This window comes from Massilia paldalensis (genome assembly GCF_044901715.1).
GTDB lineage: Bacteria > Pseudomonadota > Gammaproteobacteria > Burkholderiales > Burkholderiaceae_D > Telluria > Telluria paldalensis.
Genome location: NZ_JBJCIU010000003.1, coordinates 494,582 through 506,882, shown reverse-complemented (window position 1 = coordinate 506,882; position 12,301 = coordinate 494,582). Strand labels below are relative to the sequence as shown.

Genomic DNA, 12,301 nt, shown 5'->3' with positions numbered 1-12,301 from the left:
CTTCACCTCGCGAATTGGATTGCATTAAATTCAACGTCAAGCGATGGTATGCGATTCCGGACACGAAGGCCAGGGAGTGGCCGCGCCCCCGCTTCAAGGCAGGGCTTCGGTGCGCGGCGAGATCAAGGCTTTATGGAACAGATGTCGCGCCAGCAGCAGCGGCGGCATGCGCAGCCAGTTGCCGCGCACGTACAGCGCGAAGCGCGCGGCACCGGTCCAGGCGTCGGCACAGCTCGGGTGCTCGGGCAGCAGCGCGCGCTCGAACAGGCGGTCCATCAGCCATGACAGCGCGCCGCGCGGCCCCAGCGGCGCGGCTTGCTCCAGCACCCGCGGCGGCACGGCCGTGCCGAGCAGGCGGGTCGCGTAGCGCAGCGCATAGAACAGCGGGCGCCCCAGTTCAAGCTCTTGCGCGCGGGGCACCAGCGCCTCCCAGAAGCCAGGGGCGGCGCCGAATTCGCCCAGCAGCAGGTGGATGTCGAGCAGGTCGCGCAGGCCCTTGTCGAATTCGCCGTCGAAGAACAGGTGCACGGCGCTGTGCAGCACCATGTCGGTGGGCGCCAGCACGGCCAGGCCGTCCTGGCCTGCCAGCGGCCGGGCAGCGGCGCGCAGCTTGTCCGGATCGGGGCGCGCGGGGGCCGTCTCCGGCAGGATCGCATGGTGCACGTCGATGGCGCTGCGGCGCTTGACGTGCTGCATGGGCGGCAATTCGTGCATCCACTGGCGGTAGTAGCGCTGGTCGTAGGCGTCGTGGTGGGTCGCGGCCCAGCCGGCCAGCATCAGGGCCGATTCGACCTCGCCCAGGCGCGCCTTGGGCACCAGGACGTCAACGTCCGAATACAGCCGTCCCCTGCCCGCGCGCAGGTCCGCCATCGTGTAGGCGGCGCCCTTGAGCAGGATCACCGGCAAGCCGGTCCGGGCCAGCGCCTCGCGGATGCGCGCGACTTCGAACTGCACGGCCTGGCGGTGGCGCACGGCCAGCGGCCGCACCCATTCGATGTGGGCGCGTACCTGGGGCGGCACGTGTTCCAGCAGGCCGCGCTCTTCGATCAGGGCGAGCACGCTGGGCGTCAGGTTGGCGGTCGTCGACTGGCGCAGCAGCAGGTCCCAGTCGGCAGGCGCCAGGTGCGCGAGCTGCCCGGGGTCACGCAGCGCGGCCAGCAGGATGGGCAGGCGTTTCACGGTGGCGGCGGCTCCAGTGCGTCGAACACGGCGATCGCCTCGTCCAGTTTGCTGTAGCGGAAATCGAAGCTGGCGCAACGATCGATGACGCCGGCCAGGGTGCGGAAACCGCTTGCGCCCATGTGGCTGTAGTTGAAGGAGTTCTCGGCCACGCGAAAGAAGGCGCGCGCGCGCGGGATCGGCTCGAGCACGGTGTCGGCACCGGCTTCGTACTTGGGAAACACGATCCAGGCCGGCTGCGCCAGCTCGTGCATGCGGGCGACACTGTCGCTGGACGCCTTCATGTGCGCCACCGTGCCCTTGGCGGTATTGCTGACCGGCTGCGTGAACACCGCGTCCGGCGCAAAGGCGCGGATCACGTCGATCGAGCGGTTCTTCAGGCTGACGGGGCGCGCGACCGGCACCACCCGACCGGAGTCGGGCACGAACAGCGTCAATTCGTCCGACAGCAGGCGCCAGCCGCGGTTGACGAGCGCAGCGCACAATGTGCTCTTGCCCGAGCCGGGCGGCGCCGGCAGGATCGCCGCGTGGCCGCGCTTTTCCACCACGGCCGCATGCAGCATCAGGTAGCCGTGCGCGCGCGTGGAGACGGCCCAGTTGAGCGCCCACTCGAGCATCGGGAAGGCCTGGACCTGGGGCAGCGGTTCGAACGGCACCAGGCCGTCGAGGTCGAACCATACCTGCGGCCGGTACCAGCGGCGCCATCCGCCCTTGGGAGACAGGCGCAGGTGGAAGTCGGCAAAGTCCTCGTCGGCGCCCAGCGGCGCGTCGGCGTACATCAGCGAGATGCCCTCGGCGAGCCGGCCGATCGGAGAACGGATGCGGCTGACGAAGGGGCCGGTGCGCAGCGTCAGGCCGGGACCGGCCAGGCGGCGTTCCAGTTCGGAGCGGGTAAGCGATGCGACCGTCAGCATGCTGCGCAGTCGACGAGGTGCAGGCGTTCCAGGTGCTGCAGCAGGTGGTCGGTTTCAGGGCCGAGTTCGGCAGGATCGATATCGAATTCGGCGTCGAGCACGGCGGCCAGCGCGTCGCGGGTCGCCGGCCCCTGGCGCAGGGCCAGCAGGATCTCGATGGCAGCGTCGCCGAGCAAGTGGGTGTCGCCGGACAGGTCGTTATAGAGCACGCATTCGCCGTCCCACTGCCGGTATTGCAGGGTCTGCCCCGGCTGCAGGCGCCACGTCGGGACGGCGCTCACGTCAATCCATGATCCCGATCAGGTAGGACTTGATCTCGGACGTGCCCCAGCGCTGTCCGGCCATGGGTTCGTAGTAGCCCTTGTTCGACCACTCGGTCCAGACGGAGAACAGCGCTTCGACCGTGACGAAATCGATCTTGTTGTCGAGGATGTTCATGTACGCGGCGAGCATGTACTTGCCCATCTCGTCGCTGTCGACGGCGGCGCCGGCAATCATCTTCTCGACCGTGACGCCGGCATAGTTCGCGGTGCGGTTACCGCAGGAAAACACCGCGCCGAAATAGGCCGATTTGTTCAGCGGCCAGTTCGTCTGTGCTTCCCACTCCTTCGGCGAAATCCCGGCGCAACGCGCAGTCGCGGACGGGCGGTGGCTCAGCGCCGCAAAATTGCCCTTGTGCGTGCCGTAGGCCGACACCGCCAGCGACGGTGAAATGCCGCAGAAGGTACACGCCATGCCTGGCTGGCTGTGAAGGGTCAGGAGCACGCCGGTTGCGCCTGCGCTTGCCTTCGCAAAACGGCGGCGTGAGGCGCCCTTGCGCGACAATGCTGCCTGCGCTGGGTTATCCGCAGGCGCCGCGGAAACTGCCTGGGCATCCGCTCCATCCTGGTTGTTATCGCTTACGTCACGGTCTTCCGTAGCCACGTCGGGTCCTTTGTTTGTCAGTAGATGGTCCGGCATCCCGCGATGCCAGATTCTTACGAGGCAAGCAATCCTTGTGCCACCACAAGACACTCAACAATATTATCTTAGTAAACAGTGACTTGCTATCGAAAACCGCACCATCCCCTTGCCTCGGCGGGCGGTGCTGTAAAAAATCCTGACAGCAGGTCAGAAATAGCTTTCCGGGATCACCAGCACGTCGCCCGGGCGCATGTTCACGTTGGCCGAGATGTCGCCATCCTTGACCAGGTCGTCCAGGCGGACATTGAATTTCTGTTGCTTTCCGTCCACATTGCGGATCAGGCTGGCGCGATTGCCGGCCGCGAATTCGGTCGTGCCGCCGACGGCGATCATGACGTCCATCAGACTCATCTCATTCCGGTACGGGAGGGCCTGCGGACGCGCCGCCTGCCCGATCACGCGGATCTGCTCGCTGTAATTGCCGACAAAATTGGTCACCACGACGGTTACCACCGGCTGCTGGATGAACTTGGTCAGCGCCTGTTCGATATCGCGCGCCAGCTGGGTCGAGGTCTTGCCGGCCGCAGGCAGGTCTTCGACCAGCGGCGTGGTGATCTTGCCGTCCGGGCGGACCGGCACCGCCATCGATACTTCCGGATTGCGCCAGACGATGATGTTGACGGTGTCGCCGGGGCCGATCCGGTATTCCGGATTGCTCACCTGGTTATCGACCACCTGGGCGCCGCGCGTCGCGCAGCCGCCCAGGGCCAGCGTGCATGCGACGGCGAATGCCATCGCCGAATGTTTGATCAGGTTCGCCTTGTCCTTGCCCACGTCAGATCCCTTTCGTCACGGTCGCGCGCGGCGACCGCTTCTTTTCAGTAAACAGATGTTAATAAGCCGCTAACAGCGAAGTATTGTATATCAAAGCTCCTGCTGAGCAGGGGCGCGCACGGTAGAAATTGTTTTTACAACACATTATTTTTGTTGCAACAGCGCCTGCACATACCTGGCCGGAATCGCGTACGTGATGCCGCTGGGCGCACTGATCGCGTTTTCCTTCAAGCCCTTGACGAAGACGGCATTGATGACGCCCCAGACGCGGCCGCTCGCCGGATCGTAGACGGGGCTGCCGCTATTGCCTGGATAGGCCGTGCCGTCCAGCTGGAAGATGCTGAACGGCGCCCGCTGCAGGGCCGCGATCTGGCGCGCGTCGAGCTTGCGCGAATTCAGCGACGGCATGACGATCGGCGTGATCGCCGCCAGCGTGGCGCGGTGCGTCGCTGCATGCAGGCCCAGCACCATGCCGAGCGGGTAGCCGGTGAATGCCAGGTCCTGGCCCTCCTGCACGGCATCCGAATCGCCCAGCTCGAGCGCGGGCAACGACGTGCCGCTCAGGCGCAGGTGGGCCAGGTCGTGCTCCGTGTCGCGCGCCACCAGTTGCGCCGGGCGGAAGCGGATGCCCTCCCCGTCGTTCATGACGATGCCGAGCTGCTCGACCTTGCCTCCCGCGCCCAGCGTTTCCGGCACCACGTGGGCATTGGTGACGACGCTCAATCCATCGCCGACCACGAAACCCGTGCCGACGAAGATCGTGGCGGGGCTGCGCGTCGGCTCGAACGTGCCGACGCCCACGACGGCGCGCTTGACGGCAGGGATCACGGCCTTCAGTTCGGCCGCGGCCGCGGGCATCCCCGCGCCGCATGCCGCAACTGTTATTGCTATAGCGAAAATCCGACAAACGGCCGTACGGACACGTCGCGATATGCAATTATTTCGATTCGGCATCAACTGTGCACCCCTTTTTTGTTTAAAACATTACAATAAAGCGTTTGATTTTTTGCAAGAGCATTGGCTGGAAGGCACGGTCACATGACTGTCATGCTATTGCCTGAATATTATTATTTAGCAATAGTTATGCTTCTATTCATTGCTCTAGGGACAATAATTGCCGCAAAATAACGCTGTTTCCGGCAATTTTATGCTTTCCTGAGAGAATTTGTGTTGTAGATGAGGTACTTGAACTCAAGCTCTTCCATTTTTTCTCATGTGTAATTGCAATTGCTTCCGCTACAAGCGATCATGCAACGTATTTGATTAGGTGTCACGCCCCTCCCGAGAGGCGTGTTTGGGGTTCTTCAGACGAGACTGACGCAATGGCAGAGATCACGGCCGTACTTCTTAATTTCTTGAAAGCGATCGGCAAATACCGCTGGCATGCCGTCGCCATCACCTGGGTCATCGCCATCATCGGCTGGGCCGTCGTGTTGCGCCTGCCCAACCAATACCAGGCTTCGGCACGGGTATACGTGGATACGCAGAGCATCCTCAAGCCGCTGCTGTCGGGCATGACGACCATGCCCAACCTCGACCAGCAGGTCGTGTTCATGCGCCGCACCCTGCTCAGCCGCCCGAACGTCGAGCGCCTGATGCGCATGGTCGACCTGGACGTCAAGGCCAAGGACAGCAAGGAGCACGAGAAGCTCGTCGACGAGCTGATGGCCAACATCAAGCTCAGCGGTACCGAGCGCGACGACATCTACACGATCACCTACGTGTCCGACAATCCGAAGCTGGGCAAGGACATCGTGAGCTCGCTGCTGACCATCTTCGTGGAAGGCAGCTTCGGCGGCAAGAAGCAGGATTCTGAAAAGGCCGTGCAGTTCATCGACGACCAGATCAAGAACTACGAGGAAAAGCTGACGTCGGCCGAGAACGCGCTGAAGGAATTCAAGATCAAGAACATGGGCCTGCTGCCGCGCGAAGGCGGTGGCGACTTCGGCAACCAGCTGCAGACGGCAACCGACCAGCTGAACCAAGCGCGCCTGGACCTGGCCGAGGCCGAGCAGGCACGCAACGCCATCAGCCGCCAGATCAAGGGCGAGCCGGCCAAGCCGGGCACCGAGATGGTCGACACAGGCATCGTCGACCCGGACCTGGAAGCGCGCATCGCCACGGCCCAGAAGAACCTGGACGCGTTGCGCCTGCAGTACACCGAACAGCACCCGGACATCGTGGCCAACCGCCGCCTGCTGGATCAGCTGAAGGCCCAGAAGGCCGACCTGGCCAAGAACAAACGCAATATCGACCCGGGCGCCGGCTACAGCCCGATGCTGCAGCAGCTGACCGTATCGCTGTCCGCCGCCGACGCGCGCGTGGCCTCCATGCGCGCCCGCGTCGCCGAGTTCTCGACCCGCGTGGAACGCCTGCGCACCCGCAGCGTCGAGGCGCCGGAAGTCGAGGCCCAGCTCGCCCAGCTCAACCGCGACTACCAGGTCAACCGCGACAACTACCAGAAACTGGTCGAGCGCCGCGAATCGGCGCGCCTGTCGGGCGACCTGTCGACGGCGACCGACATGCTGACCTTCCGCGTCATCGACCCACCGACCGTCCCGACCCAGCCCAGCGGCCCGAACCGCTTGCGCCTGTTCTCGATGGTGCTGGGCGGCGCCCTGGTCGCCGGCCTGGCCGTCGCCTTCCTGATGAGCCAGGTGCGGCCGACCTTCATGAGCCCGGCAGCCCTGCGCGACACGACCGGCCTGCCGGTCCTGGGCTCGATCGGCATGAACTGGACGACGGAGCAGACCGTCAAGCGCAAGCGCCGCCTGGTCGCGCTGGCTGCATCGGTGCTGATGTTGTTCGGCATCTACGGCGTCGGCATGGCAGCGATCCTGGCCCGCCCCACGATCTAAGATCAAGGAGTACTACGTGAGCATCATCGAAAAAGCGGCAAGCCGGATCGACCTCAAGCGTTCGGCGCCGGACGCCGCACTGGACGACACGGCCGTGGCCGTTCCGCCCGCCGTCATCGGCGCCGACCCGGCCGCGATCGCGGGCCCGGCCACCCTTCCCTTCGGCGCCGACACGGTCGCCGGCGCCGCGCCGGCAACGGCGGCCGCCGCGGCGGAGCCGGTCCCGACCGCGCCCAAGTTCAGTACCCGCCGCGTCGAGCTGGACCTGGCGCGCATGCGCGAACAGGGCATGGTCACGGCCGCCGCCGGCCGCACCCGCCTGCTGGAAGACTTCCGCGTCATCAAGCGCCCGCTGCTGCAGCGCGCCTTTGCGGAACGCAAGCCCGGCGACAAGCCCGCCAACCTGATCATGATCACCAGCTCGCTGCCGGGCGAAGGCAAGACCTATTCCGCGATCAACCTGGCGATGAGCATCGCCATGGAACTGGACCACACCGTGCTGCTGGTGGACGCCGACGTCGCCCGTCCCTCGGTGCTGCGCACCCTGGGCCTGCCGGCGCACCGCGGCCTGATGGACATCCTGCTGGACGACCAGATCGACATGGCCGACGTCATGCTGCGCACGAACGTCGACACGCTGTCGATCCTGCCGGCCGGCACCAGCAATCCGCGCGCGACCGAGCTGCTGGCCAGCTCGACCATGAATTCCCTGCTGACCGAGATCGCCAACCGCTATCCGGACCGCGTGGTGATCTTCGACTCGCCGCCGCTGCTGCTGACCAGCGAATCGCGCGAACTGGCATCGCACATGGGCCAGATCGTGATGGTGGTGGAAGCACAGACCACGACCCAGCACGCGGTCAAGGAAGCACTGAGCCAGCTGAAGAATTGCCCGAACGTCAATCTCATCTATAACAAGACCAGGGAATTCCCGGGCATCGAAGAGACGTATGACTATCACTACGGCTGAACGGCCGGTCATTGGCGCCGGCCTGCCCGGCGTCCTGAAATTGGCGCCGATGGCGCTGGCCGCCATGCTGTTGTCGAACGAATGCCGGGCCGACTGGCAGTTCAAGCCGACCTTCGCCCTGCGCGAGTCGTATACCGACAACGTGGCGCTGGAGCGCGCCGAGCTCGCACGCAACGAATTCATCACGGAGGCGACGCCGGGCTTCAACTTCACGACCAGCGGCCCGCGCCTGAATCTGTCGGCCAGCGGCCAGTGGAGCGCGTTCGCCTATAGCGACAAGGATGCGCCGAACGTGCAGGACAGCACGCGCCGCTACCAGATGAACGGCCGCGCGATGGTGATCGACGACCTGTTCTACGTCGACGCCAGCGCCAACGGCCAGCGCCAGGCGATATCGGCGTTCGGCCAGGTGCGCGACAATCCGTATTCGAGCCTGAACAATACCGAGCTGCGCACCTGGCGCGTCAGCCCCTACCTGCAGCACCGCTTCGGCTCGACCGCCACGGCGACGTTGCGTTTCACCCGCGATTCCGTCCAGGGCGACACCACCGGCTTCGGCAACAGCACGGCCAGCGCGACGCAGGCCGACGTGGCCAGCGGCCCGCAGTTTTCCACGCTCGGCTGGAACCTGTCGTACTACCGCCAGGAGCTGAGCAACGCGATCGCGGGCGACTCGAAAACCGAGAACGTCAACCTCGGCCTGCGCTACCGCGTGATCCCGCGCTTCAGCCTGACCGCCAGCGTGGGCTACGACGACTACGAATACCCGGCGCTGGACGAACGCACGGCCGGGCGCAGCGTGACCGCCGGTTTCGCCTGGACGCCGTCGGCGCGCACCAGCGTCGAGGCATCGTTCGGGCACCGCTATTTCGGCAAGACCGGCGCGCTGCAGGCGACCCACCGCACGCGCCTGAGCACGTGGGAATTGAGCTATACCGACCAGGTCACGACCAACCGCTCCCAATTCATCCTGCCGGCGTCGATCGACACGGCGGCCATGCTGGACGGGTTGTTCGCCGCCTCGTTCCCGGATCCCGTGCAGCGCCAGCAGGTCATCGCGGCCTACATGGCGGCAACCGGCCTGCCGGCCACGCTCGGCGACAGCGTCAACTACCTGAGCAACCGCTATACGCGCACCAAGCGCCTGGCGGGCGGCGCCATCTTCCGCGGCGCCCGCAGCAGCCTGTCGCTGTCGGTGTTCCAGGACCAGCGCACGGCGCTGTCCCTGCAGCAGAGCGACAGCGCGCTGCTGGGCAGCCAGCTCGCCGGCCTGAACGACGACGTGCGCCAGCGCGGCGGCAGCGCCACGGTCGACTACCGCCTGTCCTCGCGCAGCAGCGCGTATGCCAGCGCCTACCTGATGCGGGCGCAGTCGCTGAGCACGGATTTCACCAACAACAACCGCCAGTTCCGTCTCGGCATGACGCGCCGGATTTCCGGCAAGGCCGCCGGCACGATCGAGCTGCGCCACGCGCGCGGCAGCATCGGATCGACGGGCGGCGACACCTACCACGAGAACGCGCTCGTCGCGACCCTGTCAGTCCAGTATTGAGCGGAGCCTTTCAGATGTACGAGACCTATTACGGATTATCCGCCAAGCCCTTCCAGCTGCGCCCCGACCCGCACTTCTTCTACGGCAGCAAGGGCCACAAGCGCGCCATGGCCTATCTCGAGTACGGCCTGTCGCAGGGCGAAGGCTTCATCGTGATCACCGGCGAGGTCGGCGCGGGCAAGACCACGCTGGTGCGCAACCTGTTCAACCGCCTGCCGTCGGACCAGATCGTCGCCGCCCATATCGTCAACACCCACCTGGACCCGGACGACACGCTGCGCATGGTGGTCTCGGCCTTTGGCCTGCCGTACGAAGGCGCCAGCAAGACCGACCTCCTGACGCGCCTGGAGCGCTTCCTGTGCGACGTCGACCACCAGGGCAAGCGCGCCCTGCTGGTCATCGACGAGGCACAGAACCTGTCGGCGCGCACGGTCGAGGAACTGCGCATGCTGTCCAACTTCCAGACCGACGACAAGTCGCTGCTGCAGACCTTCCTGCTGGGCCAGCCGGAGTTCCGCGCCACCCTGCACAGCCCCGGCATGCAGCAGCTGCGCCAGCGCGTGATCGCCAGCTACCACCTGGGCCCGATGGATGCGCAGGAGTCGCGCGCCTACATCGAGCACCGCCTGGCCACCGTCGGCTGGAAGGGCGATCCATCCTTCGACGACGGCGCCCATGCGGCCATCTATGCCTATACGGGCGGCATCCCGCGCAAGACCAATACGCTGCTCGACCGCGTGCTGCTGATGGGCTACCTGGAAGAGCTGCATGCGTTCGGCGAAGAACACATCAACACCGTGATCCGCGACATCAACGAGGAATACGTGCTGCCCGATCCGGTCGGCACGCCGGACCCGGAGATCGCGGCAGGTGCCCGGCCCGAGACGGGCGCCGAAGCAGGCTATGAGCCCGGCCTGCGCACCCGCGACGAACGCCTGGGCGGCGAACGCCGCGCCAGCAGCGTCGAGGTGCTGGACGAGCGCATGATGCGCCTGGAGAAGTCGATCGTTTCCGTGCTGTCGATCCTGAAAAAGATCGTGGCCACGCCCCAAGGGGCGGCAACCCACCACGTGGACAATCAAGAATGAACATGTACGAACTTGCCGCGCGCCCGGCGCCGGCCCCCGGTGAACGCATCCGCAACGCCATGACCTGCGACGTCGAGGACTACTTCCAGGTCTCGGCCTTCGCCCCCTACATCGACCGCGCCAGCTGGCCCAGCCGCGAATGCCGCGTCGAAGCGAACATGGACCGCATCCTGGCCCTGTTCGACCGCCACGGCGTGCGCGCGACCTTCTTCACGCTGGGCTGGATCGCCGAACGCTATCCGAACGTGGTGAAACGCATCGTCGCCGGCGGCCACGAGCTGGCCAGCCACGGCTACGGCCACCTGCGCGCCTCGGACCAGACCCGCGCCGAATTCGCCAACGACATCCGCTCGGCGAAAGCCCTGCTGGAAGACATCGGCGGCCAGGAAGTGCTGGGCTACCGCGCGCCGAGCTTCTCGATCGGCCGCGACAACCTGTGGGCGCTGGACGAGCTGCTGGAAGCCGGCTACCGCTACAGCTCCAGCATCTACCCGGTCGCGCACGACCACTACGGCATGCCGGAAGCGCCGCGCTTCGCGTTCTACCCGAACGGCACCGACGGCCTGCTCGAAGTGCCGATCACCACGGTCAACATGATGGGCCGCAACCTGCCGGCCGGCGGCGGCGGCTACTTCCGCCTGCTGCCGTATGCGCTGTCGCGCTGGATGATGGCCAAGGTGAACCAGGACGACCGCCAGCCGGCACTGTTCTACTTCCACCCGTGGGAAATCGACACCCAGCAGCCGCGTCCCGAAGGCATCGGCGCCAAGTCGCGCTTCCGCCACTACGTCAACATCGGCCGCATGGAAAACCGCATCGAAGCCCTGGCGCGCGATTTCGCCTGGGACCGCATGGACCGCATCTTCCTAAACCGCCCATGAACTCGATCATCGAAGCCGCGCAAGCGAAACACGCCGCGCCCGCCGCCGCAGCCACCCCTGCCCCCGCGCGCGGCCCCTTGACCCTGCACCTGCTGCAGCCCCAGGAATACGGACGCTGGGACGCCTTCGTGCGCACCTGCCCCGACGCCACCTTCTTCCACCTGTCCGGCTGGCAGAAGGTGATCGAGCAGTCGTTCGGCATCAAGACCTGGTTCTACTACGTCGAGCAGGACGGCGCCATCCAGGGCGTGCTGCCGCTGGCCGAGATCAAGAGCCGCCTGTTCGGCCACTCGCTCGGCGCCATGCCCTTCTGCGTGTACGGCGGCCCGGCCACCCTCGGCAACCCGGACGTGCAGGCCCTGCTCGACAAGGCCGCGCACGACCTGGCCGGCAAGCTGGGCGTGGGCCACCTCGAATACCGCGGCATGCAGCGCTTCCACCCGGACGACGCCAGCTGGCACACGAAGGAACTGTACGTCACCTTCCGCAAGGAGATCACGGGCGACGACGAGGCCAACATGAACGCCATCCCGCGCAAGCAGCGCGCGATGGTCCGCAAGGGCATCAAGCTGGGCCTGCGCGGCGAAGTCGACGCCAACGTCGACCGCATGTTCGAGGCCTATGCGCACAGCGTGCACCGCCTCGGCACCCCCGTGTTCCCGAAAAAATACTTCGCCCTGCTGCAGCAGACCTTCGGCGACGAGTGCGAGGTGCGCACCATCGTCACGGAGGACAACCGCCTGGTGGCCGCCGTGCTGTCGTTCTACTGGCGCGACGAAGTGGTGCCCTACTACGGCGGCGGCATGGACCTGGCGCGCGAAGTGGCCGGCAACGACTTCATGTACTGGAACCTGATGCAGGCGGCGGCCGCGCGCGGTTGCCGCATCTTCGACTTCGGCCGCAGCAAGCTGGGTACCGGCGCCTACGACTTCAAGAAGAACTGGGGCTTCACGGCCCAGCACCTGCCCTACGAATACAAGCTGTACGGCGCGGATGCCCTGCCGGACAACAACCCGCTGAACCCGAAGTACCAGCTGTTCATCAAGATGTGGAAGAAGCTGCCGCTGCCGCTGGCGAACTTCATGGGACCCTACATCGTCCGCAACCTGGGCTGACACGAAA

The 12,301-nt window shown here is 65.7% G+C and carries 12 protein-coding genes; 6 read left to right on the top strand and 6 right to left on the bottom strand.

The features are described 5' to 3' along the window. Positions 1-93: 93 nt before the first annotated feature. From ACI1V7_RS16990 to ACI1V7_RS16965, 6 genes are all read right to left on the bottom strand, one after another. Complete coding sequence (locus tag ACI1V7_RS16990) at positions 94-1,179, bottom strand: nucleotidyltransferase domain-containing protein (protein WP_404532983.1); 1,086 nt, start codon at positions 1,177-1,179, stop codon at positions 94-96. Next, entirely contained in the window at positions 1,176-2,093 is a 918-nt protein-coding gene (locus ACI1V7_RS16985; RefSeq protein ID WP_404532982.1) for an HprK-related kinase A, read from the bottom strand. Before ACI1V7_RS16985 ends, ACI1V7_RS16990 begins: the two co-directional genes overlap by 4 nt. After that, a complete protein-coding gene (locus ACI1V7_RS16980) occupies positions 2,087-2,374 on the bottom strand; it encodes an HPr-rel-A system PqqD family peptide chaperone (RefSeq protein ID WP_404532981.1) in 288 nt (95 codons plus the stop codon). Before ACI1V7_RS16980 ends, ACI1V7_RS16985 begins: the two co-directional genes overlap by 7 nt. Before the next feature lies 1 nt (position 2,375). Then, positions 2,376-3,017: a hypothetical protein gene (locus tag ACI1V7_RS16975; RefSeq protein ID WP_404532980.1), complete on the bottom strand. Its 642-nt coding sequence runs from the start codon at positions 3,015-3,017 to the stop codon at positions 2,376-2,378. A 186-nt stretch (positions 3,018-3,203) separates the two neighbouring features. Next, positions 3,204-3,791: an XrtA/PEP-CTERM system exopolysaccharide export protein gene (locus ACI1V7_RS16970; protein WP_404533424.1), complete on the bottom strand. Its 588-nt coding sequence runs from the start codon at positions 3,789-3,791 to the stop codon at positions 3,204-3,206. Positions 3,792-3,974: 183 nt separating this feature from the next. Further along, positions 3,975-4,688: a S1 family peptidase gene (locus ACI1V7_RS16965; protein ID WP_404532979.1), complete on the bottom strand. Its 714-nt coding sequence runs from the start codon at positions 4,686-4,688 to the stop codon at positions 3,975-3,977. A 464-nt stretch (positions 4,689-5,152) separates the two neighbouring features. On the opposite strand from ACI1V7_RS16965, the gene ACI1V7_RS16960 reads away from it, so the two are divergent. The 6 genes from ACI1V7_RS16960 to ACI1V7_RS16935 are packed head-to-tail and all read left to right on the top strand — an operon-like array spanning position 5,153 to position 12,294. Beyond that, a complete protein-coding gene (locus ACI1V7_RS16960) occupies positions 5,153-6,688 on the top strand; it encodes an XrtA system polysaccharide chain length determinant (RefSeq protein WP_404532978.1) in 1,536 nt (511 codons plus the stop codon). Between the two features lie 16 nt (positions 6,689-6,704). Continuing rightward, on the top strand, positions 6,705-7,658 hold the full coding sequence (locus tag ACI1V7_RS16955; protein ID WP_404532977.1) for an XrtA-associated tyrosine autokinase: 954 nt from the start codon (positions 6,705-6,707) through the stop codon (positions 7,656-7,658). Beyond that, positions 7,639-9,210: a TIGR03016 family PEP-CTERM system-associated outer membrane protein gene (locus tag ACI1V7_RS16950; protein WP_404532976.1), complete on the top strand. Its 1,572-nt coding sequence runs from the start codon at positions 7,639-7,641 to the stop codon at positions 9,208-9,210. Before ACI1V7_RS16955 ends, ACI1V7_RS16950 begins: the two co-directional genes overlap by 20 nt. A 14-nt stretch (positions 9,211-9,224) precedes the next feature. After that, positions 9,225-10,298 carry an XrtA/PEP-CTERM system-associated ATPase gene (locus ACI1V7_RS16945; RefSeq protein WP_404532975.1) on the top strand — a complete coding sequence of 358 codons (1,074 nt, stop codon included), beginning with the start codon at positions 9,225-9,227 and terminating at the stop codon, positions 10,296-10,298. Beyond that, positions 10,295-11,179, top strand: a complete 885-nt coding sequence (locus ACI1V7_RS16940) for an XrtA system polysaccharide deacetylase (RefSeq protein ID WP_404532974.1) — start codon at positions 10,295-10,297, stop codon at positions 11,177-11,179. Before ACI1V7_RS16945 ends, ACI1V7_RS16940 begins: the two co-directional genes overlap by 4 nt. After that, complete coding sequence (locus ACI1V7_RS16935; protein WP_404532973.1) at positions 11,176-12,294, top strand: FemAB family XrtA/PEP-CTERM system-associated protein; 1,119 nt, start codon at positions 11,176-11,178, stop codon at positions 12,292-12,294. Before ACI1V7_RS16940 ends, ACI1V7_RS16935 begins: the two co-directional genes overlap by 4 nt. Positions 12,295-12,301 lie beyond the last annotated feature (7 nt).

What these genes read in the sequence shown, in the direction of transcription:
- ACI1V7_RS16985 (WP_404532982.1), bottom strand. Translation starts at nt 2,093, where the DNA reads ATGCTGACGGTCGCATCGCTTACCCGCTCCGAACTGGAACGCCGCCTG.
- ACI1V7_RS16970 (WP_404533424.1), bottom strand. Translation starts at nt 3,791, where the DNA reads ATGGCATTCGCCGTCGCATGCACGCTGGCCCTGGGCGGCTGCGCGACG.
- ACI1V7_RS16965 (WP_404532979.1), bottom strand. Translation starts at nt 4,688, where the DNA reads ATGCCCGCGGCCGCGGCCGAACTGAAGGCCGTGATCCCTGCCGTCAAG.
- ACI1V7_RS16960 (WP_404532978.1), top strand. Translation starts at nt 5,153, where the DNA reads ATGGCAGAGATCACGGCCGTACTTCTTAATTTCTTGAAAGCGATCGGC.
- ACI1V7_RS16950 (WP_404532976.1), top strand. Translation starts at nt 7,639, where the DNA reads ATGACTATCACTACGGCTGAACGGCCGGTCATTGGCGCCGGCCTGCCC.
- ACI1V7_RS16945 (WP_404532975.1), top strand. Translation starts at nt 9,225, where the DNA reads ATGTACGAGACCTATTACGGATTATCCGCCAAGCCCTTCCAGCTGCGC.
- ACI1V7_RS16940 (WP_404532974.1), top strand. Translation starts at nt 10,295, where the DNA reads ATGAACATGTACGAACTTGCCGCGCGCCCGGCGCCGGCCCCCGGTGAA.
- ACI1V7_RS16935 (WP_404532973.1), top strand. Translation starts at nt 11,176, where the DNA reads ATGAACTCGATCATCGAAGCCGCGCAAGCGAAACACGCCGCGCCCGCC.